The organism is Azospirillum sp. TSH64, from assembly GCF_003116035.1.
GTDB lineage: Bacteria > Pseudomonadota > Alphaproteobacteria > Azospirillales > Azospirillaceae > Azospirillum.
Map to the genome: position 1 here is coordinate 3,097,699 of NZ_LGQW01000015.1, position 25,528 is coordinate 3,123,226.

General features: G+C 67.6%; 22 protein-coding genes. 13 read left to right on the plus strand and 9 right to left on the minus strand.

Annotated elements, in window-relative coordinates; translation table 11 throughout:
- The first annotated feature begins 77 nt into the window (after positions 1 to 77).
- The 4 genes from TSH64_RS15575 to trmFO all read left to right on the plus strand — a co-directional run bounded on the left by TSH64_RS15575 (position 78) and on the right by trmFO (position 6,539).
- Entirely contained in the window at positions 78 to 1,694 is a 1,617-nt protein-coding gene (locus TSH64_RS15575) for a CYTH and CHAD domain-containing protein (RefSeq protein WP_109446204.1), read from the plus strand.
- A 168-nt stretch (positions 1,695 to 1,862) separates the two neighbouring features.
- The gene (uvrA, locus tag TSH64_RS15580; RefSeq protein ID WP_109446206.1) at positions 1,863 to 4,730 is read left to right on the plus strand and encodes an excinuclease ABC subunit UvrA; all 2,868 of its coding nucleotides are present in this window, start codon (positions 1,863 to 1,865) and stop codon (positions 4,728 to 4,730) included.
- Between the two features lie 62 nt (positions 4,731 to 4,792).
- The gene (locus TSH64_RS15585) at positions 4,793 to 4,990 is read left to right on the plus strand and encodes a hypothetical protein (RefSeq protein WP_109446208.1); all 198 of its coding nucleotides are present in this window, start codon (positions 4,793 to 4,795) and stop codon (positions 4,988 to 4,990) included.
- Between the two features lie 205 nt (positions 4,991 to 5,195).
- Complete coding sequence (gene trmFO, locus TSH64_RS15590; protein WP_109446210.1) at positions 5,196 to 6,539, plus strand: methylenetetrahydrofolate--tRNA-(uracil(54)-C(5))-methyltransferase (FADH(2)-oxidizing) TrmFO; 1,344 nt, start codon at positions 5,196 to 5,198, stop codon at positions 6,537 to 6,539.
- 27 nt (positions 6,540 to 6,566) lie between these two features.
- Here the strand turns inward: trmFO and TSH64_RS15595 are convergent, their stop codons facing one another.
- Complete coding sequence (locus TSH64_RS15595) at positions 6,567 to 7,421, minus strand: phytoene/squalene synthase family protein (protein WP_109446212.1); 855 nt, start codon at positions 7,419 to 7,421, stop codon at positions 6,567 to 6,569.
- Between the two features lie 123 nt (positions 7,422 to 7,544).
- Between TSH64_RS15595 and TSH64_RS15600 the strand changes: the two genes are divergently transcribed.
- The 4 genes from TSH64_RS15600 (at position 7,545) to TSH64_RS15615 (ending at position 11,413) form a co-directional block, all read left to right on the plus strand.
- The gene (locus TSH64_RS15600) at positions 7,545 to 8,417 is read left to right on the plus strand and encodes a squalene/phytoene synthase family protein (protein WP_109446214.1); all 873 of its coding nucleotides are present in this window, start codon (positions 7,545 to 7,547) and stop codon (positions 8,415 to 8,417) included.
- Between the two features lie 70 nt (positions 8,418 to 8,487).
- Positions 8,488 to 9,426 (plus strand): presqualene diphosphate synthase HpnD, encoded by a 939-nt coding sequence (gene hpnD / locus TSH64_RS15605; RefSeq protein ID WP_247872963.1) that lies wholly within the window; start codon positions 8,488 to 8,490, stop codon positions 9,424 to 9,426.
- A complete protein-coding gene (hpnE, locus tag TSH64_RS15610; RefSeq protein ID WP_109446218.1) occupies positions 9,426 to 10,814 on the plus strand; it encodes a hydroxysqualene dehydroxylase HpnE in 1,389 nt (462 codons plus the stop codon). The genes hpnD and hpnE overlap by 1 nt, the downstream gene beginning before the upstream one ends.
- A 5-nt stretch (positions 10,815 to 10,819) precedes the next feature.
- Positions 10,820 to 11,413, plus strand: coding sequence for a superoxide dismutase (locus TSH64_RS15615; protein ID WP_109446220.1), 594 nt, complete (start codon positions 10,820 to 10,822; stop codon positions 11,411 to 11,413).
- A gap of 76 nt (positions 11,414 to 11,489) precedes the next feature.
- Here TSH64_RS15615 and TSH64_RS15620 read toward each other — a convergent pair whose 3' ends face one another.
- The 4 genes from TSH64_RS15620 to yajC form a co-directional block, all read right to left on the minus strand.
- On the minus strand, positions 11,490 to 11,867 hold the full coding sequence (locus TSH64_RS15620) for an Mth938-like domain-containing protein (RefSeq protein ID WP_109446222.1): 378 nt from the start codon (positions 11,865 to 11,867) through the stop codon (positions 11,490 to 11,492).
- 30 nt (positions 11,868 to 11,897) lie between these two features.
- A complete protein-coding gene (gene secF, locus TSH64_RS15625) occupies positions 11,898 to 12,854 on the minus strand; it encodes a protein translocase subunit SecF (protein WP_109446224.1) in 957 nt (318 codons plus the stop codon).
- Positions 12,855 to 12,865: 11 nt separating this feature from the next.
- Positions 12,866 to 14,464 carry a protein translocase subunit SecD gene (gene secD, locus TSH64_RS15630; RefSeq protein ID WP_109446226.1) on the minus strand — a complete coding sequence of 533 codons (1,599 nt, stop codon included), beginning with the start codon at positions 14,462 to 14,464 and terminating at the stop codon, positions 12,866 to 12,868.
- Positions 14,465 to 14,589: 125 nt separating this feature from the next.
- Entirely contained in the window at positions 14,590 to 15,015 is a 426-nt protein-coding gene (gene yajC, locus TSH64_RS15635) for a preprotein translocase subunit YajC (protein WP_109446228.1), read from the minus strand.
- A gap of 225 nt (positions 15,016 to 15,240) precedes the next feature.
- On the opposite strand from yajC, the gene TSH64_RS15640 reads away from it, so the two are divergent.
- Positions 15,241 to 16,122 carry an ATP-binding protein gene (locus tag TSH64_RS15640; protein ID WP_109446230.1) on the plus strand — a complete coding sequence of 294 codons (882 nt, stop codon included), beginning with the start codon at positions 15,241 to 15,243 and terminating at the stop codon, positions 16,120 to 16,122.
- Here TSH64_RS15640 and TSH64_RS15645 read toward each other — a convergent pair.
- The 4 genes from TSH64_RS15645 to serS are packed head-to-tail and all read right to left on the minus strand — an operon-like array spanning position 16,079 to position 20,053.
- Entirely contained in the window at positions 16,079 to 17,353 is a 1,275-nt protein-coding gene (locus TSH64_RS15645) for a LysM peptidoglycan-binding domain-containing M23 family metallopeptidase (protein ID WP_109446232.1), read from the minus strand. The two genes, TSH64_RS15640 and TSH64_RS15645, sit on opposite strands and share 44 nt — an antisense overlap.
- The gene (locus TSH64_RS15650; protein ID WP_109446234.1) at positions 17,350 to 18,003 is read right to left on the minus strand and encodes a protein-L-isoaspartate(D-aspartate) O-methyltransferase; all 654 of its coding nucleotides are present in this window, start codon (positions 18,001 to 18,003) and stop codon (positions 17,350 to 17,352) included. The genes TSH64_RS15645 and TSH64_RS15650 overlap by 4 nt, the downstream gene beginning before the upstream one ends.
- Positions 18,000 to 18,782, minus strand: coding sequence for a 5'/3'-nucleotidase SurE (gene surE / locus TSH64_RS15655; RefSeq protein WP_109446236.1), 783 nt, complete (start codon positions 18,780 to 18,782; stop codon positions 18,000 to 18,002). Before surE ends, TSH64_RS15650 begins: the two co-directional genes overlap by 4 nt.
- Complete coding sequence (serS, locus tag TSH64_RS15660; protein WP_109446238.1) at positions 18,782 to 20,053, minus strand: serine--tRNA ligase; 1,272 nt, start codon at positions 20,051 to 20,053, stop codon at positions 18,782 to 18,784. Before serS ends, surE begins: the two co-directional genes overlap by 1 nt.
- 239 nt (positions 20,054 to 20,292) lie before the next feature.
- Here serS and TSH64_RS15665 point away from each other — a divergent pair, with 239 nt between their 5' ends.
- The 4 genes from TSH64_RS15665 to TSH64_RS15680 all read left to right on the plus strand — a co-directional run bounded on the left by TSH64_RS15665 (position 20,293) and on the right by TSH64_RS15680 (position 25,470).
- Positions 20,293 to 21,501 (plus strand): MFS transporter, encoded by a 1,209-nt coding sequence (locus tag TSH64_RS15665; RefSeq protein ID WP_109446240.1) that lies wholly within the window; start codon positions 20,293 to 20,295, stop codon positions 21,499 to 21,501.
- Positions 21,502 to 21,621: 120 nt separating this feature from the next.
- Positions 21,622 to 22,185, plus strand: a complete 564-nt coding sequence (locus TSH64_RS15670; protein ID WP_109446242.1) for a cupin domain-containing protein — start codon at positions 21,622 to 21,624, stop codon at positions 22,183 to 22,185.
- Between the two features lie 436 nt (positions 22,186 to 22,621).
- Positions 22,622 to 23,905, plus strand: coding sequence for a type III PLP-dependent enzyme (locus TSH64_RS15675; protein WP_109446244.1), 1,284 nt, complete (start codon positions 22,622 to 22,624; stop codon positions 23,903 to 23,905).
- 143 nt (positions 23,906 to 24,048) lie between these two features.
- On the plus strand, positions 24,049 to 25,470 hold the full coding sequence (locus TSH64_RS15680) for a saccharopine dehydrogenase C-terminal domain-containing protein (protein WP_109446246.1): 1,422 nt from the start codon (positions 24,049 to 24,051) through the stop codon (positions 25,468 to 25,470).
- Positions 25,471 to 25,528: the final 58 nt, after the last annotated feature.

Consider the following 25,528-nt stretch of genomic DNA (forward strand, 5'->3'; position numbering starts at 1 on the left):
ACGGATCCACCTGATACGCTCCAGGCCGGTTCGGCCGCAAGGCCGCGCCCCGGCCGGATTCGGGAGGAAGCCGACCCTTGACCCCCGTCAGCCCGCCCACGGCACCGCCCGTCAGCCCGCAGTCCGGCCCCGACGCCCAGCCGGCCGCCTCGACGTTCCGCGAGGTGGAGTTGAAGCTGCATGCGGCGACGGCGGATCTGGCGCGGGTGGCGGCGCTGCCGGGGCTGTTGGCGATTGCCGACGGTCCGGCAGCGACCCAAAGGCTGCGAACCGCCTATTTCGACACGCCCGACTTCAAGCTCGCCGCCAACGGGGTGGCGTTGCGCGTGCGGCAGGAGGGGGACCGTTTCCTCCAGACCCTGAAGACGGTCAACAGCGCCAGCCCCGGCGATTCGGCCGCCGTCGCCGTGCGGCGGGAGTGGGAATGGGTCGTCGCCGGCGAGGCCGTCGATGTCGGCGCGTTGACGGATCCCAGCGTCGCCGGGCTGGTGCCGTCGGCGGCGCTCGATGCGCTGGATTGCCTGTTCATCACCGATTTCCGGCGCACCACCCTGCTGCTGCGCCCCGATCCGCTGACCGCGGTCGAGCTGGCCGTCGATGACGGCGGCGTCTATGCCGGCGGCAACTCCCTGCCGATCAGCGAAGTGGAACTGGAGCTGAAAGCCGGCAAGGTCGCCAGCCTGTTCGATCTGGCGCTGATGCTGCAGGCTGCCATTCCCATGCGCATCGGCACCGAAAGCAAGGCGGAGGCCGGCCTGCGGATGGTCACCGGCAGGGCGCCGGGACCGGCGGAAGCCGAACCGCTCGGCCTGTCGCCGCTGACCACCGTGGCGGAAGCCTATCGCCACATTCTGCGTCAGGCGCTGCGCCAGTTCCTGGCCAACGAGTCCTGCGCGCTGGCCGGCGGCGACGTGGAGGGGCTGCATCGCATGCGCGTGGCTCTTCGCCGGCTGCGCACCGCCCACCGCCTCTTCGCTCCGCTGATCGCCGCGCCGGAGGCCGACCGGCTGGTCGAGGAAAGCCGCGGGCTCGCCAAGCGGCTGGGACCGGCACGCGGCTGGGACGTGCTGATGTCCGGCGTCCTCGCTCCCCTCCTTGCCGACCCGACGGCGGCTCCGGGCATCGACCGTGCGGAGTTGGGACGGCTGGAATCGCTGGCCCGCTCCGCCGGTGCCGGTCCGGCACGCGAAGCGATGGCGGCGATTCTGGCGCCCGGCTGCACCACCACGGTCCTCGGCCTCGCCGCGTGGCTGGAGCATGGCCTTTGGATGTCGGAGGCGGAGGGCGACCGGCGGGCCATGCTGTCGGCGCCGGTCACCACGCTTGCCGGCGGCTGGCTGTCTGCCCGCATGGCAAAGCTCGGCAAAGCGGCGAAACCGCCGGAGGATGCCAAGGGGCGCGACAAGCTGCGCCGGCGGCTGCGCACGCTGCGCTATACCGCCGATTTCTTCCGGGGACTGTATCCAGAGGCGGCCACCCTGCCCTTCTTCGCGGCGCTGGAACAGTTGCAGGCGGCGCTGGACGCCGATCAGGACGCCGTCACCGGCACCCGCATGCTCGCATCGCTGACCGGCGCCGACCCGAAGACGGTCGGCGCGGTCGCCGCCTGGATCGAGCGCCAATCCGAAAAGCGGCGCAAGGCGCTGCCCGAGCTGTGGAAGCGGTTCCGGGCCGTTCCGCCCTTCTGGTCATGACCGACCCGCGCGGGGCGCCGGTGGCAATACCGCGCCTGGCGCATATATCGTCAGCCGACCGGCGGGAGGGGGCCAATTGAGCCATTTCCTCTGCCGGCCGATTTTCGTCATGCGTCGCGGCGCCTTGCCGCTTTCCATCCGGAAAAGCTTCGGGTAAAAGAACACTCCATGAACAAGTACATCAGCGTCCGCGGCGCGCGGGAACATAACCTGAAGAACGTCGATGTGGATCTGCCGCGCGACGAGCTGATCGTCATCACCGGCCTGTCGGGATCGGGCAAGTCGTCGCTTGCCTTCGACACGATCTATGCCGAGGGGCAGCGGCGCTATGTGGAGAGCCTGTCGGCCTACGCGCGCCAGTTCCTCGAGCTGATGCAGAAGCCGGACGTCGATTCCATCGAGGGCCTGTCGCCGGCCATCTCCATCGAACAGAAGACGACCTCCAAGAATCCGCGCTCCACCGTCGGCACGGTGACGGAAATCTACGACTATATGCGCCTGCTCTGGGCGCGCGTCGGCATCCCCTATTCGCCGGCCACCGGCCTGCCCATCGAAAGCCAGACGGTCAGCCAGATGGTCGACCGCATCATGGCGATGCCGGAGGGCACGCGCCTGCTGCTGCTGGCGCCCTTCGTCCGCGGCCGCAAGGGCGAGTACAAAAAGGAAATCCAGGACCTGCGCAAGCGCGGCTTCCAGCGCGTGCGGGTCGACGGCACCATGTACGAGATCGACGAGGTGCCGGCGCTCAACAAGAAGCTGAAGCACGACATCGAGGTGGTGGTCGACCGCATCGTGGTCCGCGAGGGGCTGGGCAACCGTCTGGCCGATTCGCTGGAGACCGCGCTGGGGCTGGCCGACGGCATCGTCTGGGTCGAGAATGCCGAGACCAACGAGCAGACCGTCTTCTCGCAGAAATTCGCCTGTCCGGTCAGCGGCTTCACCATTCCGGAGATCGAGCCGCGGCTGTTCTCCTTCAACAACCCGTTCGGCGCTTGCCCGGCCTGCGACGGGCTGGGCAGCAAGATCTATTTCGACCCGATGCTGGTGGTCCCGGACGAGCGGCTGTCGCTGTCCAAGGGAGCCATCGCGCCGTGGGCTGGGTCCACCTCCAAATACTATGACCAGACGCTCGAGAGCATCTGCGAGCATTTCGATGCGTCGATGACAACGCCCTGGCAGGATCTGCCGGAGAAGGTGCGCAAGACGATCCTGTTCGGCTCGGACGGGTCGGCCATCACCATGACCTACGACGACGGCCTGCGGCGCTACCAGACCAACAAGGCGTTCGAAGGCATCGTCAACAATCTGGAGCGGCGTTTCCGCGAGACCGACAGCGCCTGGACGCGCGACGAGCTGTCGAAATACCAGTCCTCCCAGCCCTGCGAGGTCTGCAAGGGCGCCCGCCTGAAGCCGGAGGCGCTGGCGGTCAAGATCCGCGGCCGCAACATTTCCGAAGCGGCGGAACTGTCCATCGCCGGCGCCGGTGCCTGGTTCAGCGAACTGAACGAGCACCTGCGCCCGAAAGACCGCGAGATCGCCTACCGAATCCTCAAGGAGATCAACGAGCGCCTCGGTTTCCTAAATGCGGTGGGGCTTGAGTACCTGACGCTCAGCCGCGGGTCGGGCACGCTGTCGGGCGGCGAGAGCCAGCGGATCCGGCTCGCCTCGCAGATCGGCTCCGGCCTGACCGGCGTGCTGTATGTGCTGGACGAACCGTCCATCGGCCTGCACCAGCGCGACAATGACCGGCTGCTGGAGACCCTGAAGCGCCTGCGCGACATCGGCAACACCGTCGTCGTCGTCGAACATGACGAGGATGCGATCCGCAGCGCCGACTATCTGGTCGACATGGGACCCGGCGCCGGCCAGCATGGCGGTTCGGTCATCGCGCAGGGGACACCGGAGGAGGTTCAGAAGAACCCCGACAGCATCACCGCCCAGTATCTGAACGGCACCCGCTTCGTTCCGGTGCCCGACACCCGCCGGCCCGGCCATCCCGGCCAGTTCCTGGAGGTGCAGGGCGCGCGGGCCAACAACTTGCAGAACGTCTCGACCAAAATTCCGCTCGGCACCTTCACCTGCGTGACCGGCGTGTCCGGCGGCGGCAAGTCCACGCTGATCATCGAGACGCTGTACAAGGCGGTCGCGCGCAAGCTGATGGGCGCCCGCGAGCATCCGGCCGAACATGACGCCGTGCTTGGGCTGGAGCATCTGGACAAGGTCATCGACATCGACCAGTCGCCGATCGGCCGCACCCCGCGCTCCAACCCGGCGACCTATACCGGGGCCTTCACGCCGATGCGCGACTGGTTTGCCGGACTGCCGGAGGCAAAGGCGCGCGGCTACGGTCCGGGCCGCTTCTCCTTCAACGTCAAGGGCGGGCGCTGCGAGGCCTGCCAGGGCGACGGTGTCATCAAGATCGAGATGCACTTCCTGCCCGACGTCTATGTCACCTGCGATGTCTGCCACGGCAAGCGCTACAACCGCGAGACGCTGGAAGTCACCTACCGCGACAAGACCATCGCCGACGTGCTGGACATGACGGTCGAGGAGGGCAAGGAGTTCTTCAAGGCGGTTCCCGGCATCCGCGACAAGCTGGACACGCTGGAACGCGTCGGCCTTGGCTACATCCACATCGGGCAGGCGGCAACCACCCTGTCGGGCGGCGAGGCGCAGCGCGTCAAGCTGTCCAAGGAATTGAGCCGCCGCGCCACCGGCCGCACGCTGTACATCCTCGACGAACCGACCACCGGCCTGCATTTCGCCGACGTCGAAAAGCTGATGGAGGTGCTGCACGCGCTGGTCGACCAGGGCAACACGGTGCTGGTGATCGAGCACAATCTGGAGGTCATCAAGACCGCCGACTGGATCATCGACCTGGGGCCGGAGGGCGGCACCGGCGGCGGCGAGATCGTCGCCGAGGGCACGCCGGAGGAAGTCGCCAAGGTCGAGCGCAGCTATACCGGCCGCTATCTCGCCCCCTACCTAAAGGCGAAGCCGGCGGTGCGGAAATCGGCAACCCGAAAGAGGGCGTGAACAAACGCAAGCTGCGCCTTGTTCTTGCAGGCAGACTTCGCACTGCATGGGAGACGAGGGGCATGAGCAAGACGCTTCTGACCGGTGTGGGGGCCGCCCTTGGTGCGGCCCTGCTGCTGGCGGCCTGCGGGTCCGACAAATCCACCACCAGCACGACGACCACGACGACGACGACCCCCAGCTACGGCTCGACTACCGTGGCGCCGGCTCCGACCGGCTCCACCACCGTCGAACGCAGCACGACGACGAAGAGCGAGTGAGCCACTGCTTGGTTGACGCCCCAGGCTCACTGTTCCGCTTGGCTCGATGTTCTGACTGACTCCTGATCGACTTGCAGCCGGCCTTCCCCGTGAAGGCCGGCTGATCTGTGTCTGACGGCCGCCGTTTGAGGACTGTCGTTTTGGAAGCGGACAGCCTAGATTGCGCGTCAATCATCCGCAGTCTTCTGTTTGGAAAATCGCTTCTATGACCGACACCCTTCGCCCCGTCCATGTCATCGGCGGCGGTCTCGCCGGCTCGGAAGCCGCTTGGCAGCTCGCCTCCCGCGGCGTGCCCGTCGTGCTGCACGAGATGCGGCCGGTCCGCAAGACCGAGGCCCATGATACCGACAAGCTTGCGGAGCTGGTCTGTTCCAACTCCTTCCGGTCGGACGATGCCGAATACAATGCGGTCGGGCTGCTGCATGAGGAGATGCGGCGCTGCGGCTCGCTGATCCTGCGCTGCGCCGACGCGCACAAGGTGCCGGCCGGCGGCGCGCTGGCCATGGACCGCGACGGCTTTGCCGATGCGGTGACGGAAGCCGTCTCCACCCATCCGCTGATCACCATCCAGCGCGAGGAAGTCGCCGGCCTGCCGCCGGAGGAGTGGGACAGCGTCATCGTCGCCACCGGCCCCCTCACCTCCCCCGCCCTTGCAGAGGCGGTGCGCGACCAGACCGGCGAGGAGTCGCTGGCCTTCTTCGACGCCATCGCCCCCATCGTCTATCTGGAGAGTGTCGACCTGTCCAAGGCATGGTTCCAGTCGCGCTACGACAAGCCCGGTCCCGGCGGCACCGGCAAGGACTACATCAATTGCGCCTTCGAGAAGGACGAGTACCGCGCCTTCATCGCCGCGCTGATCGAGGGCGAGAAGCTCGACTTCAAGGAGTGGGAGAAGAACACTCCCTACTTCGAAGGCTGCCTGCCGATCGAGGTGATGGCGGAGCGCGGCGTCGATACCCTGCGCTACGGCCCGATGAAGCCGGTCGGCCTGACCAACCCGCACAAGCCGGAACGCCGCCCCTATGCGGTGGTCCAGTTGCGCCAGGACAATGCGCTGGGCACGCTGTACAACCTCGTCGGCTTTCAGACCAAGCTGCGCCATGCCGAACAGGCCCGCATCTTCCGCATGATCCCCGGCCTGGAGAATGCCGAGTTCGCCCGGCTCGGCGGCATGCACCGCAACACCTTCCTGAACAGTCCGCGCATCCTGGACGGCGCCCTGCGGCTGAAGTCGCTGCCGCGCCTGCGCTTCGCCGGCCAGGTCACCGGCTGCGAAGGCTATGTGGAGAGTGCGGCGGTCGGCCTGCTCGCCGGCCGTTTCGCCGCGGCGGAGCGTCTGGGGCAGGAGATCAGCGCTCCCCCGGTGACCACGGCACTCGGCGCCATCCTCGGCCACATCACCGGCGGGGCGGAGGCGGAAACCTACCAGCCGATGAACGTCAATTTCGGCCTGTTCCCGCCGGTTGACGACAAGATCCGCGGCCGGGACCGCAAGCTGGCCTACACCCGCCGGGCGATGGCCGACCTTGACGGCTGGCTGAACGGCTGACCGGCGGGTTTCCGCGATGCCCGGGCGTCAGTAGCGCCCGCGCATCGCCGCCCAGCCCATCCGAAGCTGACGGAATGGATTGGCCAACAGGACGCGCGGGGCGAACACGTCGTTGCCCTCGCGCGCGATCACGCCCAGATGCAGGTCGGCCAGCGTCGCCGGTAGCAGTGCCGGAACCGCCGCCTTCGGCAATTCGCGGCGCAGCTTGCGGGCCTCGGCCAGATGCCCGCGCGCCACATCGGCGATCTCGCCCACCACCGGCCGCAATTCCGGCGTCGAGCGTCCGGCGAACAGATCCTCAGCTTTGGCACCATGGTGCTGCATCAAATCGTCCGGCAGGCGCAGACGGTGCTGACGCGCCAGGAACGGCACCGCGCGCAGGATGCCGGACAGGGCATAGGCGATGCCGACATGGCGCCCGGCCGCCATCGCCGCCGCATCCCGCGCGCCCAGGATCTCCAGCGCCAACTGGACCAGCGGCGCCCCTGTCACTTCGGCATAATTGACCAGACAGGTCAGGTCGGCCGGCGGCGTGTCGTCCAGATCGGCTTCCCGGGCGTCGACCAGCCGGTCGAACAGGGCACGGCTCAATCCCAGCCCGCGCGCCGCCTGCGCCAGGGGCTCCATCACCTCATGCCGGGGTACGGGTCCATCCTCATAGACGGCTTCGATCCCGTCGCGCCAGAATTGAAGTCTCATCTGGCCAAGGATCGGTTCACTGACCACCTCGCGCGTCTTCGCGATCTCAAGGTTGAAGGCGTAGAGTGCGAACGTCGCCTCGCGCCTGTCGGCGGGGGTGAACAGACCTGCCAGAAAGTGGTCGTTGTCATATTTCCGAACCTCCCGTCCGCAATAGGACAGGTCGGTCGCAGCCTTCACCATGGGATGCCCGATTGGAAAAAGAGGGGAGGAGCGATGGAAGGACGGGCCAAAGCCTGTTGCTACGCCTATATGAAGCACACACGGTCGCACCGCCAGCCCCGACGCGCAGCAGGCAGGGATCCCATGACGGATTTCAACATCGCCCCGACGAAACCCCGCAAGACCGGTCCGGTCGCACGCAAGGACGAATCGGGAGAGAATTTCCCCGTCGCGTCCCGGCTGATACCGAAGCACCTGCGTCCGCATGTGATCGCCTTCTACCGCTTCGTGCGCTTGGCCGACGACATCGCCGACGATGCGGATCTCGAACCGGAGACCAAGCTGGCTTACCTGGAGGCGCTTGAACGGGCGCTGACCTCGGGCCAGGCCAAGCATGCCTATTTGAAGCCGGCCACCGATCTGCGGGAGAGCCTGCAGAAGACCGGCGTCAGCGACCGCCATGCCCGCCAAATTCTGCGCGCCTTTCGCCGCGATTCGGTCGGCGCCCGCTGCCACAGCTGGAGTGACCTGCTTCTCTACTGCCGCTTCTCGGCCAATCCGGTCGGCCGCTACCTGCTGGAGCTGCATGGCGAGGGTGTGGCCGCCGGGCCGGCGTCCGACGCGCTCTGCTCCGCCCTGCAGGTGCTGAACCATCTCCAGGACGCACGGGAGGACTGGACGCAGCTCGGGCGCTGCTACATCCCGCTGGCCTGGTTCGACGAGGCGGGAATCAGCGTCGAGCGCCTTGTGGAGGGCGAGAGCGACGCGCGCATGCGCGCCATCTTCGATCAGGCGCTGGAGCATACCGACCGCCTGCTGGAACGCGCCGCCGCCCTGCCCGGCCTGATCCAGCATCGCGGCCTCCGCATGGAGGCGGCGGTCATCCTCAGTCTCGCCGAATCGCTGTCACGGCGCCTGAAGTCCCGCGACCCGATGAAGACGCGGGTGATGCTGGGTGCCCACCACAAGCTGGCCGCCGTGGCGCGGGGGCTGGCGCGGAGCTTCTCCGCCGCATAAACTCCGGGGCCACACGTCGCGACGTGCACCGTCAGGCACGTCACGACGTGCAATGCCCAGGATGCTACAGATGACCCCTCCGCCGCTGGAGACGGCCCCGCTGGAACCGGTATCCACGACGTCGCCGGACAGGAATGCGCCGGATAGGAAGGTGTCCGATACGGCGACGTCCGTCACCGCCAAGTCGGGCAGCACCTTCTATTGGCCGATGCGTCTGCTGCCCGCCTCCAAGAGGGCGGCGATGTTCGCCATCTATGCCTTCTGCCGCAGGATCGACGACATTGCCGACGAACCGGGCGAGCCTGCCGACAAGCGGGCCGCCCTTGACTCCTGGCGGCGCGACATCCGCGACCTTTATGTCGGCGGCGTCCCCGGCAGCCCTCTGACCGCTGCGCTGAAAGGCGCCATCGAGCGCTACGGACTGCCGCGGGCCGAGCTTGAGGCGCTGATCGACGGCATGGCGATGGATGTTGCCGGCGAGGAGGCCGGCGGCTTCCAGGCGCCCGATCTCGACACTCTGCGGCTCTACTGCCGGCGCGTCGCCGGCGCCGTCGGCATGCTGGCGATCCGTGTCTTCGACCGTGCCGACCCAGACACGGAGCAATTTGCCCTGGCGCTGGGCGAAGCCCTGCAACTCACCAACATCCTGCGCGATCTGGCCGAGGATGCGGAATTGCACCGGCTGTACCTGCCGCGCGAACTGCTGCGGGCCGCCGGGATCGACGCCACCGACCCGGAGACGGTGTTGGCCCACCCCGCCCTGCCAAAAGCCTGTGAGGCGCTGGCCGATCTCGCGGAAGCCCGCTTCGCCGAGGCACGCTCCGCCATTGCCGGGCATGCGCGCGGGTCACTGTGGGCCGCAACCGCCATGATGGTGCTGTACCACCGCCTGCTGAAGCGCCTGCGGGCGGCCGGCTGGCGCGACCTGAAGGCCCGAGTCCGCGTCGGCCGGCGGGAAAGCGCCTGGGTGGCGGTGCGCTGCATGCTCGGCATCCCTCCGGCCGGCTGATGAGCGGCACCGGAACCGTCCATGTCATCGGCGCCGGGCTCGCCGGGCTGGCAGCCGCCGTCCGGCTGGTGGAGGCGGGGCGATGCGTGGCGCTCTACGATCAGGCACCGCAGGCCGGCGGCCGCTGCCGGAGCTTCCATGACGCGACGCTTGGCCGGCTGATCGACAACGGCAACCATATGGTGCTCAGCGGCAACCGGGCTTTGCTCGATTACGCCCGGCGGACCGGTGGAACGGATGCGCTGGAGGAACTGCGGCCGGCGGTCTTTCCCTTCCTCGATCTGCGCGACGGCGCCGCCTGGACCCTGCGCCCGGGAGGGCTGTGGCTGTTCGACCCGGCGCGCCGGGTGCCGGGCAGCCGACCGCTCGACTATCTCGCCGCCCTGCGCTGCCTGACGGCCGGGCGAGCGCACTCCGTCGCCAACCGCCTTCCTCCCGGTGGAGCGCTGTTCGAGCCGCTGTGGCGCCCTCTGGCGGTGTCTGCGCTGAACGGGCCGATGGAGCGCATCTCGGCCCGCCTGTTCGGCGCGGTGCTGCGGGAGACGCTGCTGCGCGGTGAGGCCGCCTGCCGGCCGGTTCTGGCGCTGCGCGGCCTGTCCGCCGCCTTCGTCGAGCCGGCCCTGGCGCGCTTGCGGTCGGCCGGTGCGGCGCTGCATCTCGGCGTCCGGGTCGATGGGCTGACCTTCGATCAGGACCGCGTGAGCGGATTTGCCGCCGCTGGCAGCGCCGTGACGCTCGGACCGCTCGACAGCATGATCGTCGCGGCACCGGCCTGGGTGGCGGAACGACTGGTTCCGGGGTTGACCGTGCCGCCGCCGGGGCCAGCCATCGTCAATCTGCATTTCCAGCTCGATGGGCCGGTGCGGCTGCCGGGCGGCCTGCCCTTCGTCGGGCTGGTCGGCGGGACCGCGGAATGGCTGTTCGCCCGCGATGACCTGCTGTCGGTCACCGTCAGCGATGCGGATGGGCTGGCCGATCTTCCGGCCGGGGAGATCGCCGGCCGGCTGTGGGCGGAGATCGCTCCCCACCTTTGCCCGGCACCGCGACTCGGGGGCCCGATTCCGCCCTTCCGCGTGGTGAAGGAGCGGCGGGCGACCCCCGACCAGTCTCCCGAATCGGTGACGCGTCGACCGGTGACGCGCACGCGGTGGAGCAACCTGACGCTGGCCGGCGACTGGACGGAAACGGGACTTCCCGCCACCTTGGAAGCCGCCGTGCGCTCGGGAAACCGGGCGGCGGAGGCGACTTTGTCGAATGGAAATAACCCTATACGACGTTCGAGAGTGTTTCCGGCCTTCACAAGCTTCCGTCATCGGCCTATTTGGACGGACGGAGGTGCCGTGCTCGCAAGGCCCGGCCCGGAAGGACAATCAAAGAAGAGAGGGTAAATCAAATGGCGTTCGAACTTCCGCCGCTTCCGTATGCGTACGACGCTCTGGCTCCGTATATCTCGTCGGAGACCCTGCACCTGCACCATGACAAGCACCACCAGACCTACGTCACCAACCTGAACAACCTGACCAAGGACACCCCGCTGGCCGACGCCAGCCTGGAGGAGGTCATCAAGGCCTCTGCCGGCGATTCGTCCAAGGTCGGCATCTTCAACAACGCCGCCCAGGTGTGGAACCACACCTTCTTCTGGCAGTGCCTGAAGAAGGACGGCGGCAAGATGCCGGCCGCCCTGGAGCAGCGCATCGTCGCCGACTTCGGCAGCGTCGAGAAGTTCAAGGAAGAGCTGACCCAGGCCGCCCTGACCCAGTTCGGCTCGGGCTGGGCCTGGCTGTACCTGGACGGCGGCAAGCTGAAGGTCGGCAAGACCGGCAACGCCGACACCCCGCTGGCCCACGGCCAGAAGCCGCTGTTCACCATCGACGTGTGGGAGCATGCCTATTACGTCGATTTCCAGAACCGCCGCGCCGACTTCGTGAAGGCGGTCATCGACAATCTCGCCAACTGGGACTTCGCCGCCGAGCAGCTGGCTGCGTAAGGTTCCCTGTCGAGGGATGAAAAAGCAAAGGCGCCCGAAAGGGCGCCTTTGTAGTTTCTGGAGAGGATGACCGGCCTTAAACCGGCAGCATCGCCGCCGCCACCCGCCGGCCCTCAGCCAGCAGGACATTGTAGGTCCGGCACACCGCACGGCTGTCCATCAGCTCCACCACGACGCCCTGCTCGCGCAGTTCAAGACGCAGCGCCTTCGGGATCATGCGCATGGTGCCGCCGGTGCCGAGCAGTAGGATCTCCACCTTCGGCTCAGCCGCCAGCACCGGAGCGAAGTCGCCCACCGACAGGGAGGCGACGTCGGTCGCGTCCCATGCCAGGGTGCGGTCCGGCAGGACAATCACCGAGCCGACGCGCCACTGGCCGGAAATGCAGAACTGTCCCGGACCGTAGCCGTCGATGACCTGACGGTCCGACGGGATCATCGGCATGATGTCGGCCATGCTGCCCTCTCCTTCCCCAAACGTCCGGCGTTACGGTGTGGTAGCCGGGGTGTTGCCCGCCGAAGCGGCGTCGGGAGAACCGCGCCGCAGGCGGTTCTCGCCAAGGAACAGCAAGATGGGGGCGGCAATGAACACCGACGAGCTGGTCGCAAGGATAACGCCGAAGATCAGCACGATGCCGAAGTCCTGCAACGCCTCGCCGCCGAACAGTGCCAGCGGAATGATCGACAGCAGGGTGCAGACGGAGGTGCCGACGGTGCGGTTCAGCGTCTCGTTGATCGACATGTCGATCAGGTCGCGCAGCGGCATCTTCTTGTAGATGCGCAGATTCTCGCGCATGCGGTCATAAACGACGACCTTGTCGTTCACCGAATAGCCCATGACGGTCAGGATCGCCGCCACGGCCGTCAGGTTGAACTGGATATCGGTGATGGCGTAGAAGCCGACGATCTTGGTGATGTCGAGGATCAGCGTCACCACCGCGCCGAAGCCGAACTGCCATTCAAAGCGGAACCAGATGTAGACCAGCATCGCCAGCATGGCGAGGCCCAGCGCCAGCATGCCGTTGGCGAACAGCTCGCCGCTGACCGATGCGCCGACCGCTTCGACACGGCGAACCTGGGTGCCGGGGATGGACTGGGCCAGCGTGTTGCGCACCTTGTCGGCAGCGACCTGCTGGGCGGCGTCATCGCCGGGCTGCCGCTCGAGACGGATCAGCACGTCCTGAGGCGACCCGAACTCCTGCAATGCCACCTGCCCCATGCCGAGGCCGGACAGCGTGTGGCGCAGCGAGGCGAAGTCGGCGGCCTGCGGCGTGCGGGCCTCGATGACGATGCCGCCACGGAAGTCGATGCCGTAATTCAGGCCGGGGTGGAAGAACAGGACGATGGACGCGATGGACAGGATCGCCGACACGACGAGGCCGGCGATGCGGCCGTTCATGAAGGGGATCTTGGTGTTGTCGGGGACGAGGCGGAGATGGAACATCGGATGACCTCTCAGACCGGCAACACGGCCGGACGCGTCCGGCGCAGCCACGTCACCATCATCAGGCGCACAAGCACCGTGGCGGTGAACATGGAGATGAGGATGCCGAAGGTGATGGTGACGGCGAAGCCCTTGATGGTGCCGGTGCCGAAGACGAACAGCAGCGCCATCTTGATGGCCGTCGTCAGGTTGCTGTCGACGATGGTGCTGTAGGCGCGGCTGAAGCCGGCCTCCATCGAGGCGAAGACCCCGCGGCCCTTCTTCGTCTCCTCGCGGATGCGCTCGTTGATCAGGATGTTGGCATCGACCGCCAGGCCGAGCGACAGCAGCACGCCGGCAATGCCCGGCAGCGTCAACGTGGCCTGCAGCAGCGACAGCGCCGCGAGCGTCAGCACGAGGTTGATGAACAGCGCCGAGCAGGCGAAGGCACCGAACAGCCCGTAGCAGGCGATCATATAGACGCAGACCATCACGAAACCGACGACGACGGCAGTCAGGCCGGCACGGATCGAATCGGCGCCCAGATCGGGACCGACGGTCCGCTCCTCGATCACCTTCAGCGGGGCCGGCAAGGCGCCAGCACGCAGCAGGACGGCGAGGTCGTTGGCGTTGGCGGCGGTGAAGTTGCCGCTGATCTGGCCGCGGCCACCGGTGATCGGCTCGCGGATCACCGGGGCGCTGATGACCTTGTTGTCGAGCACGATGGCGAAGGGCCGGCCGACATTCTGCTTGGTCACCTCGGCGAACCGGTTGGCGCCGGCGGTGTTGAACTCGAAGTTCACCACCCATTCGCCGGTCTGCGGGTTGGTGCCCGCCGACGCGTTCTGCAGCGTGGCGCCGTCGACCTCGACCTTCTTGCGGATGACGTATTTGGACTGGTAGCGGTCGCCTTCGGTCGACGGCAGGATCTCGGATCCCGGAGGGGCGCGGCCGGTGCTGGGATCGGCGTTCACGTCGACCAGGCGGAAGGTCATCTTGGCGGTGGTGCCGAGCAGCCGCTTGATGCGGTCGGGATCTTCGACGCCGGGCAACTGGACCAGGATGCGGTCGTTGCCCTGGCGGGCGATGGTCGGCTCGTTCACGCCGGTCTCGTCGATGCGGCGGCGGACGATCTCGATCGACTGCTCGATGGCCTGGGTGGCGCGGTCGCGCAGCGCGACCTCGCTCAGCGCCACGGTCACCGTGCCGCCGTTGACGGTCACGTCAAGGTCCGGCTGCCCACCGCCCAGAGCCGTGCGGCCCACCGGGCTGGAGAGCTGGCGCAGGGCCTTCACGGCTTCCTCAGCCTGGGCCGGGTCGCGCAGCTGGACGGTGACGGCGCGCTCGCCGGCGTTCAGCGCGGTGTAGCCGACATTGGCGGTGCGCAGCTGCTGCCGTGCGCCGTCCACCAGACCTTCCACGCGGTCGCGGATGACGGTGGCCATGTCGACTTCAAGCAACAGATGCGATCCGCCGCGCAGGTCGAGACCCAGCGACACCCGGGTGTTGGCGTACCAGGACGGCAGCGCCGCCAGCGTGTCGCGGCCCATGAAGTTGGGCAGCATCAGGATGAACCCGGCGATGCAGGTCGCCAGGATCAGGTAAATCTTCCAGCGCGAAAAATAGAGCATGCGTCACTCGAATCCGATCAGACACCCGGTCCGGGCGACCGGCCCGCCCCGTCGACGGGGCGAGCGGCCGGACCGGACGGGAAGCGCCTTCGGGCCGACCCGTGGAAGAGGGGCCCGGCTGCGGCTTACTTGCGGCCGAACAGCTTGCCGATCCCGCCGGCGGCGGTGGTGTCGGCCGGCTTGACTTCACCCTCGGCGGCCGGAGCGGCGTCGCCGCCGGACTTGCCGGCCGGCTCGGTCTTGGCGAGCACCAGATTGACGGTCGAGCGCAGGCAGCGCACGCGCACATTCTCCGCGATCTCGACGGTGATCTCGTCGTCGGTGCCGACCTTGGTGACGATGCCGATGATGCCGCCGCCGGTCACGACGCGGTCGCCGCGGCGGATGGCCGACAGCATCGCCTTATGCTCTTTCATCTTCTTCTGCTGCGGACGGATCAGCAGGAAGTAGAAGACGACGAAGATCAGGATCAGCGGCGCGAACTGGACGAGCATGTCACCGCCGCCGCCAGCCGGGGCCGCCGTCTGTGCATAAGCCGTCGAAACGAACATCTGGAAGCTCCTTACAGGTTTGGTCTCGGCACCGGATCGGCGTTCCGCCGGGACGCCGCGACTATAGCCGCCCATGACCGGGATGCAATGGTGATGCGCCACAATCCGCGGGCGCACCACAGCTTGTGTGCTTGCCTTGCTGTGTTACGGTGCGAAGGCGTCGGAAAGATGGCTGCGCGGGCACCCACTTTCCATGGAACATCCAGAAAAAATTTCCGGAAAATTATGTCGCAATCCATCGAAAAGTCCGGTGCCGATCAGGCGCTCGTCCCTTTGCTGACCCGCATTGCCGAGGCGCTGGAACGTCTCGCCCCGCCGCCGGACCGGCCGCTGGACTTCGGTGCGGCGGACGCCTTCGTCTGGCATCCCGATCCCGACCGCCTGGAAGGGGTCCCGGTGGTCAACCGCGTCGACATCATGCTTCTTCAAGGCATCGAGCGGCAGCGGGAGATCCTGCTGGACAACACCCGCCGCTTCGCCGCCGGCCTGCCGGCCAACAACGCCCTGCTGTGGGGGGCCCGCGGCACCGGCAAAAGCTCGCTGGTCAAGGCCGCCCACGCCGCCATCTGCACAGAGCGGCCGGGCGAACTGGCGCTGGTGGAAATCCACCGCGAGGACATTCCCACCCTGCCCCGCCTGCTGAGCCGGCTGAAGGGCGAGGTACGCCGCTTCATCCTGTTCTGCGACGACCTGTCCTTCGATCATGACGACGCCTATTACAAGTCGCTGAAGGCGGTGCTGGACGGCGGCATCGAAGGGCGGCCGGACAATGTGGTGTTCTACGCCACCTCTAACCGCCGGCACCTGATGCCGCGCGACATGATCGAGAACGAGCGGTCGACCGCCATCAACCCGGCGGAAGCGGTCGAGGAGAAGGTGTCGCTGTCGGACCGCTTCGGTCTGTGGCTCGGCTTCCACAACTGCGACCAGGACACCTACTTCGCGATGATCGAGGGCTATGTCCGCCATTTCGGCCTGGAGATCCCGGAAGACCGGCTGCGAGCCGAGGCCGTGGAATGGTCGGTCACGCGCGGAAGCCGGTCGGGCCGGGTCGCGTGGCAGTTCATCCAGGACTTGGCTGGCCGCCTCGGGAAGCCCCTTCGCTGACCTTGCGGTCCATCTGGTCGCTCGGGTCGACGGCCTGGCTGCCCTTGCGCAGCTCGAAATGCAGCTGGGGCGAGGACACGCCGCCGGTCTGGCCGACCCGGGCGATCACCTGCCCCCGCTTCACCGACGCGCCGCGCTCCACCTCGATCTTGTCGAGGTGGGCGTAGGCGGTGATCCAGCCGTCGGAATGCTTCAGCAGCAGCAGGTTGCCGAAGCCGCGCAGCTCGTTGCCGGCATAGGCGACAACACCGTTGTCGGCGGCGACCACGGCGGTGCCCTTCGGGGCGGCGATGTTCAGCCCGTCATTGTGCAGCCCGTCCGGCTTCGGCCCATAGCCGGAGAGCAGCTTGCCCTTCACCGGCCACAGGAAGCGGGCGCCGCCGCGCGGTGGCGGGGCGCCGACCTCGGCCTTCGGTTCCGGCTTGGGCGGCGCGGCTGCGGCAACCTCCTGCTGCGGAGCGGCGGCAGGCGGAGCGGCTTGTGGGGCTGGTGCCGGAATCGGCGTTGCCGCCGGCTTGCTGCCGGGCGGACGCAGCATGGTCGGCGCCTGGCCCGGCTGATAGGCGGCGTCGCCGGTTGCGGCAGGAGGCGCCGCGGCCGGTTCCGGCGCGGCCCCAGGCTTGGACGGCGGCGGCAGCGGCGTTGCGGCGATGCTGCCGGAGGATGCGGAGCCTGAGGAGGACGCGCCGGGCGGCGGAAGCTCCGCCGCTTGTACCGACCCGCGACCGGCAGGCGAGCCCTGCGGCGTCAGCGGCACGGCACCGCCGGAAGCGACCCCGGAGGCAACCATGGTTCCATTGCCGTCGTTGCTGCCCGGCAGGCGCAGGGGTTGGCCGACCTGCACCGCATAGGGCGGGGTCAGGTTGTTCAGACGGCTCAGCTCACTGACGTCGACATTGTGCATCCGGGAAATGCTGTAGAGGCTGTCGCCCTTCTGCACGATGTACTGGCGCGAGGTCGGCAGCACCAGCCGCTGGCCGACCTCCAGCCGGTAGGGCGGAGCCAGCCTGTTGGCCTCGATCAGGTCGCGCAGCGGAACATTGTAGCGGCGCGACAGGCTATAGGCGCTGTCGCCTTTCTGCACGCTGATGGCGCCACCGGCCGAATCCGGCACCTCGGAAACCGTGGTGAAGGGGGCAAGCCCCCCCACCCGCTCGCAGGCGCCGAGCGCCAGGACGGCGGTGGACAGGACCAGGGCGGGCAGGACGTGCTTGGAAAATGCGGGTTTCATGCGGAACGGACCGATTGCGGCGGGTCGGACAGCAGCGGAACGAAACGGACGGGCCACAGGTCCTCCCGGATAAGGCCAGCTTCGGAGCGCCGGAAACGCACGACCCTCTGGTCGCGGTGATCGGTCCCCAACGGAATGACCAAGACACCATCAATGGCGAGTTGATCCGTCAAGTCTTTTGGCGGCTCCGGCCCGCCCGCGGCTGTGACCAGTATACGGGCGAAGGGCGCCTGCTCCGGCCAGCCCCGCGTCCCGTCGCCGAGCCGCGTGGTGATGGTGCCGATGTCGAGCGCCCTGAACCGCCCCTCGGCCTCACGCAGAAGCGGCTTCAGCCGCTCTATGGTGAAGACCCGGCGGCAGAGCCGCGACAGCACCGCCGCCTGATAGCCGGAGCCGGTGCCGACCTCCAGGACAAGATGTCGCGGGAGCAGTTCCAGCGCCTGGGTCATCAGGCCGACCACCAGCGGCTGGCTGATGGTCTGGCCCTGATCGATCGGCAGCGCCGTGTCCTCCCACGCTCTGTCCTGGAAAGCCTCCGGGACGAACAGCTCGCGCGGGATCCGCTCGATGGCCGCCAACACCCGTGTGTCGGTGACGCCGGCCCCGCGAAGGGCCATCAGCAAGCGGATCTTGCGCGGGTTGTATGTCACACGAAGGCCTGCCTCAACGTCTGCAACGTCGGCGTATGGGTGAGGTCGAGATAGACGGGCGTCACCGAGATGCCGCCGTTGAAGACCACATGGATGTCGGTGTCGTCCGCCACGTCGGCTTCGCCGCGCAGCGTGCCGATCCAGATATAGGGCTTGCCACGCGGGTCGACACGCTCGAACAGCTCGTCGCCGATCTTGCGCTTGCCGTGGCGCACCACCTGGATGCCGGTCACTTCCGCGGCCGGGCGGGCCGGGAAGTTGACGTTCAGCAGCACGTTTTTCGGCCAGGCCACCGTCACCGCCTTGCGCACCACGTCGGCGCCATGGGCGGCGGCGGCGGACCAGTCGATCGGCTGGCCCGGCTCGTAATGCTGGCTCATGGCGATGGCCGGCACGTTCAGCAGCGTCGCCTCCATCGCCGCGGCGATGGTGCCGGAATAGGTCACGTCCTCGCCGATGTTGGAGCCCTGGTTGACGCCGGACAGGACCAGCGTCGGACGGGCATCCTTCATCACATGGTTGACCGCCAGCAGCACGCAGTCGGTCGGCGTGCCGTCGACGGTGAAGCGGCGATCATCCAGTTTGCGCAGGCGCAGCGGCCGGTTGATGGTCAGCGAATGGCTGGCCGCCGACTGCTCCATCTCCGGCGCCACGACCCAGACGTCGTCGGACAGTTCGCGCGCGATGGCTTCCAGGACCTTCAATCCCTGGGCATGGATGCCGTCGTCGTTGGTGACGAGGATCCGCGTGCGGGACAGGTCGAGCGGCAGGTCGAACATCAGATGGAAATCCTCTCCACTCCGCGCATGTAGGGGCGGAGCGCTTCAGGAACCAGGATCGAACCGTCGGGCTGCTGGTAATTCTCCAGAACCGCGATCAGGCAGCGCCCGACCGCCACACCCGATCCATTGAGGGTGTGCACGAATTGAGTTTGCTTCTCGCCCTTGGCCCGGCAACGGGCTTTCATCCGCCGGGCCTGGAAATCGCCGCAATTGGAAATGCTGGAGATCTCGCGGTAGGCGTTCTGGCCCGGCAGCCACACCTCGACGTCATAGGTCTTGCGCGAGGAGAAGCCCATGTCGCCGGTGCACAGCACGATGGTGCGGTAAGGCAGGCCCAGCCGCTCCAGGATCGTCTCGGCACAGCGGGTCATGCGCTGATGCTCGTCCTCCGACTGTTCCGGGGCGGCGATGGCGACCATCTCCACCTTCCAGAACTGATGCTGGCGGATCATCCCGCGGGTGTCGCGCCCGGCCGATCCGGCTTCCGCCCGGAAGCAGGGGGTCAGCGCGGTGTAGCGCAGCGGCAGCTCCTCCGACGCGACGATCTGGTCGTTGACCAGATTGGTCAGCGGCACCTCGCTGGTCGGGATCAGGTAATGGTCGGACGAGGTGGTCTTGAACAGATCCTCCTCGAACTTCGGAAGCTGGCCGGTGCCGAACAGGGCGGTGTCGCGCACCATCAGCGGCGGCGCGATCTCGGTGAAGCCGTGCTCGCCGGTGTGGATGTCCAGCATGAAGTCGGCGAGCGCGCGCTCCAGACGGGCCAGCCCGCCCTTCAGCACGGTGAAGCGCGCGCCGGACATGCGGGCCGCCGCCTCGAAATCCATCAGGCCCAGCGCCTCGCCCAGCTCGTAATGCTGCTTGGGATTGGCGATGTCGGCCGGCGTGCCCCAACGGCGGACCTCGACGTTGGCGGTCTCGTCGGGTCCGTCCGGCACGTCGTCGGCCGGGATGTTGGGGATGCCGGCCAGGATGGCGTCGAGTTCGGCGCCGAGCGCGCGTTCCTCCTCCTCCACCTGGGGCAGGCGGTCCTTCAGGGTCGCCATCTCGTCCAGGATCGGCTGGGCATCGCGCCCTTCGCGCTTGGCGAGGCCGACCTCCTTCGCCGCCTCGTTCCGGCGCGCCTGCATCTCCTGCATCTGGGTCTGCGCGGCGCGGCGGCGGCCGTCGAGGTCGAGCACGGAGGACGACATCGGCGCCAGTCCCCGGCGGCCAAGGCCGCGGTCGAAGGCTTCGGGATTCTCACGGATGGCGCGAAGGTCGTGCATGGCTCGAACAATCAACGAATTGTGTGGGGCACTGGTTATACGGCGCGACCCCGCCAAGGTCCAGTGCGAGGCCATCTCAGCACCTCCCCTGATACGGATATGAAGGCGGCCTCCAAGGCGACTTGCGCGGACGGCATGGCGGCTGCGCCCCGGCAATGGTTGGAATGGGCAGGCACGGCAGGGCAATGTCCATATTGCGCCGCAACCAGCGGCGAAGGATCGAAGCAGGAGCCGAGCGCGTGCGCGACGAGATCGAGACCGGTGGCGAGGCCCCCTATCTACAGGCCGGAACGCCCGCCTATCGCCGTGCCAGCCGCATCCTGTTCGTCGCCGGCTTCTCCACCTTCGCCACGCTCTATTGCGTCCAGCCGCTGCTGCCCGACTTCGTGCGGGAGTTCGGGGTGACACCGGCGGAATCGAGCCTGTCGCTCTCCCTGACCACCGGTATCCTGGCGGTGGCGCTGCTGGTGGCCGGCGCCATTTCCGACGGCATCGGCCGCAAGCCGGTGATGGTCGCAGCACTGCTCGGCGCCGGCATTCTCGGGATCGTCGGCGCGCTGATGCCGGGCTGGCATGGCTTCCTGGCGGTGCGGGCGCTGGAGGGGCTGGCGCTCAGCGGCCTGCCGGCGGTGGCGATGGCCTATGTCTCCGAAGAGGTCGATCCGAAATCGGCGGGCGTCGCCATGGGGCTCTATATCGGCGGGACGGCCATCGGCGGCATGTCGGGCCGGGTGCTGACCGCCATCGTCACCGACCTCGGCAGTTGGCGGCTGGCGGTCGGGATTGTCGGTGCGCTGGCGGTTGCAGCCGCCGTCACGGTCTGGTTCGCCCTGCCGCCGTCGCGGCACTTCGTCCGCCGCGCCGCCGGGCTGCCGGCCCTGATGCGGGCATGGCGCGGATTGCTGACCGATCCGTCTCTGCTCGGGCTCTTCTCGCTCGGCTTCCTGCTGATGGGCGGCTTCGTCACCATCTTCAACTATATCGGCTTCCGCCTGAGCGAGCCGCCGTTCGACCTGCGCCCGGCCATCGTCGGCGCGGTGTTCCTGGTCTACAGCTTCGGCGTCGTCAGTTCCCCTCTGTTCGGCGGCTGGTCTGGCCGATTCGGGTCGAACCGCACGCTGGCGGCGGCCGTTGCCCTGATGGTGGCCGGGCTGGCGCTGATGGAGATCGACAGCCTGTTCGCCATCGCCTTCGGCATCGCCCTGTTCACCTTCGCCTTCTTCGGCGCCCATTCCATCGTGTCGGCCTGGATCGGCCGCCGCGCCGCGGTGGCGCGCGGCCAAGCCTCCTCCATCTATCTGTTCTGCTATTATCTGGGCTCGACGCTCGCCGGGACGCTCGGCGGATTGTTCTGGCACGGCTATGGCTGGACGGGGGTGGCGGCCTTCGTCGGCCTATTGCTGGCGGTCGCGGTGGCGGTGACGGTCGGCCTGCAACGCGGCCGCTGACGGTCGAGCTGCGGCGCTACCGTCGATGCGCGGCGAACGGTCGCTGCTGCGATTCGGCTTATTGCGCTGCGTCGGCCGGAACTTCACGTTGTACGCGTCCATTCGGCGGGAGTGCGCGCGGTGAGCGATCTGACGGTATATCTGGAAAGCGATGCCCACCGGCCGGAACTCCGCACCGCCGATGCGGCCCTGATCGCGGCTCATCTCGCCCATGCCGGTATTCTCTATGAACGCTGGAATGCCGATACCTCCCTGCCCGACGACAGCGATGAACAAGCCGTGCTGCAAGCCTATGCCGTCCCCATCGAGCGGTTGAAGCAGGCGCGCCGTTTCCTCAGGGCGGATGTCGTCCGCGTTACCCCGCAGACGGGCGGCATCGCCGCACTGCGTGCCAGATTCCTCGATGAACACACCCATGGGGAGGACGAGGCGCGCTTCTTCGTCGAGGGTGCCGGCGCCTTCTATATCCACCTGAAGGCCCGCGTCTTCCGCGTGGTGTGCGAGGCCGGCGACCTGCTGAGCATTCCCGCCGGCACGCCGCACTGGTTCGACATGGGGCCGACGCCGCGCTTCACCACGATCCGGTTCTTCGGCCGTCCCGATGGCTGGGTGGCCGCCCTTACCGGCGACGCCATTGCCGCGCGCTTCCCGCCCTTCGAGCCGGACGCTGTGCCGGCGGCCTGAATCCGCCCTATTCCCGCCTCAAAAAATTCACTTGAATCACGGGCGGAAAAGCGTAAATCAATCGGCACGACGCACCCGCACGTGCCTATGGCCCTCTGTGGTTATGCTACGACGTACCGCGTCCTTTTTGGCAGAACCGACCATTCCAGTGGGTCGGTCCCGAGAGGGAGGTCAGTATGTACGCTGCCCACGGTGGGGCTGTGAGACGGTAACCCTTTAGCCGGTAAACGACGCGCTGTTGCCTGGAGCTTCACAGCCCGGGGCCGCTGCTCGCACCGGCTTTTTCCGTCTCCCCCCTTCCCAAATCCGATCAATCGTCGATTCCGCTGCGCCACCTGCGCCCAGTCTTGTGCTGGGCGGCTCGTGACGCGGCAGGGGATCGCCGTCTGCTCACCGGACCGGCTTGCATGCCGCTGTCCGGGGATAGGAGTGCGCCATGGGTTTCCTGCGTTCCCGTTCCGCCGTCACCCCGCTCCGCCGCGTCGGGCTGAACGACAGCAGCGCCGTTTCGCTGTCCACCGGCCGCCGTTCGACCGTGACACAGGCCGTCGCCCTGCACCGCCCGGAAGAGCCGATGCACTGCATCCGCCCCGGCGTGCTGGCCGACACCGCCGACAGCTTCCTGAAGGCATTCGCCGGTGCGACCGAGGCCGTCGGCCGTGGCGGCGACGTGCTCTATGCCGTGAAGTGCAACCCCGAGCCGGCGGTGCTGCGTGCCCTGTGGGCCGGTGGCGTGCGCCATTTCGATGTCGCCTCCCCCGGCGAGATCCGCCTGATCCGCCAGATGTTCCCGGACGCCGTCCTGCATTACATGCACCCGGTCAAGGGCCGTCAGGCGATCCGCAACGCCTATCACCAGTATGGCGTCCGCGACTTCGTCCTCGACAGCCGGGAAGAGCTGGACAAGATCCTGGAGGAGACGGACTGCGCAGGCGACCTCGGCCTCGTCCTGCGGCTGTCGCTGCCGAAGGGCAACGCGATCTACGACCTGTCGGGCAAGTTCGGCGCCGCCATCACCGATGCGGTGGAACTGCTGCGTGCCGCCCGCGCCGTGGCTCCGAAGCTCGGGCTGTCCTTCCATGTCGGCTCGCAGATGCTGGATCCGTCGGCCTACGAGCGCGCCATCGCGCTGGCTGGCTATGTCATCGCCGAGAGCGGCGTCGACCTCGACGTTCTGGATGTCGGCGGCGGCTTCCCCGTGTCCTATCCGGGAGTCACCCCGCCGCCGCTCGGCGACTTCATGGCCGCCATCGCCCGCGGCGTCGCCGCCATCGACCTGCCGGCGCACTGCCGCCTGTGGTGCGAGCCCGGCCGCGCGCTGGTTGCCCCCGGCGTCTCGCTGGTCGTTCAGGTGGTGAAGCGGCGCGGCAGCGAGCTGTTCATCAATGACGGCGTCTATGGCGCGCTGTCGGACGCCGGCGTGCCCGGCTTCCGCTTCCCGGCGCGGCTGATCCGCCCGTTCGAAGCCATGACCGATGCCGGGGACGAGGCCTTCAGCTTCTACGGCCCGACCTGCGACAGTGCCGACAAGATGGCCGGTCCCTTCCACCTGCCGGCCGACGTCAAGGCCGGTGACTGGATCGAGCTTGGCCAGCTCGGCGCCTATGGCTCCTGCCTGCGCACGGCCTTCAACGGCTTCGACCAGGCGCGCGTCGTCGAGGTGTCGGACGCCCCCCTGCTCGCCACTCCCGGTTACGAGCTTCGCTCCTGCGCTGCCTGAACGCGAAGCCGGTTTCTGTGGATAAAGCGTAAAGACATCCGTAACATTCAGTCGCCCGGCGCGTCCCGTTTCCGCTTCTCCGAAGTGGGCGGGAGCGCCGGCTTATGTCGTCGGCCTAAACTACCTCGGGGAGACAAAAAATCATGGCCCTGGACACGAAGCTCTGCACGTTCACAGGCCGCATGGTCATCGTTGGATTCGGTTCGATTGGCCAGGGTGTCTTGCCGCTGCTTCTCCGTCACATCGACGGACTTACGGCCGACCGGATCACCATCGTCACTGCCGAGGAGCGCGGGCGCGAGGAAGCGGAGCTTTACGGCGTCGCCTTCCACAACAACCCGCTCGACAACGACAATTTCTTCCAGGTTCTGAAGCCGCTGATCGACAAGGGCGATTTCCTGGTCAACCTGTCGGTCGACGTCTCGTCGCTTGCGTTGATCGAGTTCTGCCAGCGGGTCGGCGCCTTCTACACCGACACCTGCACCGAACCGTGGGCGGGTGGCTACACCGATTCCAGCCTGTCGCCGTCGCTGCGTTCCAACTATGCGCTGCGCGAATCGGCGCTGGCGCTGCGCGGCCGTTACGAGGGCGGCCCGACCGCGTTGATCACCCATGGGGCGAATCCGGGTCTGGTGTCGCATTTCGTCAAGCAGGCGCTGCTGAACATCGCCGCCGACACCGGCGTGGAAACCGATGTCCCGACCGACCGCGACGGCTGGGGCCGGCTGGCGCAGAGGCTTGGCATCAAGACCATCCATGTGGCCGAGCGCGACACCCAGGTGTCGAACCAGCCCAAGCAGATCGGCGAGTTCGTCAACACCTGGTCGATCGACGGTTTCGTCAGCGAAGGCTGCCAGCCGGCCGAGCTGGGCTGGGGCACGCACGAGAAGGACTTGCCGCCCGACGGCCGCCGGCACGAATTCGGCTGCGACGCCGCCATCTACCTGATGCGCCCCGGTGCTGCGACCCGCGTGCGCACCTGGACCCCGCTGGAGGGGCCGTTCCACGGCTTCCTCATCACCCACAGCGAGGCGATCTCGATCTCCGACTATTTCACTGTGCGCGACGGCGACCGCGTCGTCTACCGGCCGACCTGCCACTATGCCTATCACCCTTGCGACGACGGGGTGATGTCGCTGCATGAGCTGGCCGGCAAGAACTACAACATGCAGGCCGAGCAGCGGCTGATGATGCATGAGATCACCGGCGGCATGGACGAGCTGGGTGTCCTGCTGATGGGCCATCCCAAGGGCGCCTACTGGTACGGCTCGCGGCTGGACATCGACACGGCGCGCTCGCTGGCGCCCTACAACAACGCCACCTCGATGCAGGTGACCTCCACCGTTCTCGGCGGCATCGTCTGGACGCTGGAGAACCCGAATCGGGGGTTGGTGGAACCGGACGAAGTCGACTTCCGCCGGGTGCTGGACATCGCCACCCCCTATCTCGGCGAGGTTGTCGGCGCCTATGGCGACTGGACTCCGCTGCAGGACCGCAACGTCCTGTTCCCGGAAGACATCGACGAGGACGATCCCTGGCAGTTCAAGAACTTCCGGGTGAATTGAGAGAGCTTGGATGAAGCGCCGCAGCCGCAGCCGTCAGTTCAGGCGCACCGGCTGCGGC

Bases quoted from the DNA above. Each gene is read 5' to 3' on its own strand.
- TSH64_RS15645 (WP_109446232.1), bottom strand. From the start codon at position 17,353: ATGAAACCCGCATTTTCCAAGCACGTCCTGCCCGCCCTGGTCCTGTCC.
- surE (WP_109446236.1), bottom strand. From the start codon at position 18,782: ATGTTCGACCTGCCGCTCGACCTGTCCCGCACGCGGATCCTCGTCACC.
- TSH64_RS15675 (WP_109446244.1), top strand. From the start codon at position 22,622: ATGGGTTTCCTGCGTTCCCGTTCCGCCGTCACCCCGCTCCGCCGCGTC.
- serS (WP_109446238.1), bottom strand. From the start codon at position 20,053: ATGCACGACCTTCGCGCCATCCGTGAGAATCCCGAAGCCTTCGACCGC.
- TSH64_RS15640 (WP_109446230.1), top strand. From the start codon at position 15,241: ATGTCGCAATCCATCGAAAAGTCCGGTGCCGATCAGGCGCTCGTCCCT.
- trmFO (WP_109446210.1), top strand. From the start codon at position 5,196: ATGACCGACACCCTTCGCCCCGTCCATGTCATCGGCGGCGGTCTCGCC.
- secF (WP_109446224.1), bottom strand. From the start codon at position 12,854: ATGTTCCATCTCCGCCTCGTCCCCGACAACACCAAGATCCCCTTCATG.
- TSH64_RS15595 (WP_109446212.1), bottom strand. From the start codon at position 7,421: ATGGTGAAGGCTGCGACCGACCTGTCCTATTGCGGACGGGAGGTTCGG.
- hpnD (WP_247872963.1), top strand. From the start codon at position 8,488: ATGACCCCTCCGCCGCTGGAGACGGCCCCGCTGGAACCGGTATCCACG.
- yajC (WP_109446228.1), bottom strand. From the start codon at position 15,015: ATGTTCGTTTCGACGGCTTATGCACAGACGGCGGCCCCGGCTGGCGGC.
- TSH64_RS15600 (WP_109446214.1), top strand. From the start codon at position 7,545: ATGACGGATTTCAACATCGCCCCGACGAAACCCCGCAAGACCGGTCCG.
- TSH64_RS15680 (WP_109446246.1), top strand. From the start codon at position 24,049: ATGGCCCTGGACACGAAGCTCTGCACGTTCACAGGCCGCATGGTCATC.
- TSH64_RS15620 (WP_109446222.1), bottom strand. From the start codon at position 11,867: ATGGCCGACATCATGCCGATGATCCCGTCGGACCGTCAGGTCATCGAC.
- uvrA (WP_109446206.1), top strand. From the start codon at position 1,863: ATGAACAAGTACATCAGCGTCCGCGGCGCGCGGGAACATAACCTGAAG.
- TSH64_RS15585 (WP_109446208.1), top strand. From the start codon at position 4,793: ATGAGCAAGACGCTTCTGACCGGTGTGGGGGCCGCCCTTGGTGCGGCC.
- TSH64_RS15615 (WP_109446220.1), top strand. From the start codon at position 10,820: ATGGCGTTCGAACTTCCGCCGCTTCCGTATGCGTACGACGCTCTGGCT.
- hpnE (WP_109446218.1), top strand. From the start codon at position 9,426: ATGAGCGGCACCGGAACCGTCCATGTCATCGGCGCCGGGCTCGCCGGG.
- secD (WP_109446226.1), bottom strand. From the start codon at position 14,464: ATGCTCTATTTTTCGCGCTGGAAGATTTACCTGATCCTGGCGACCTGC.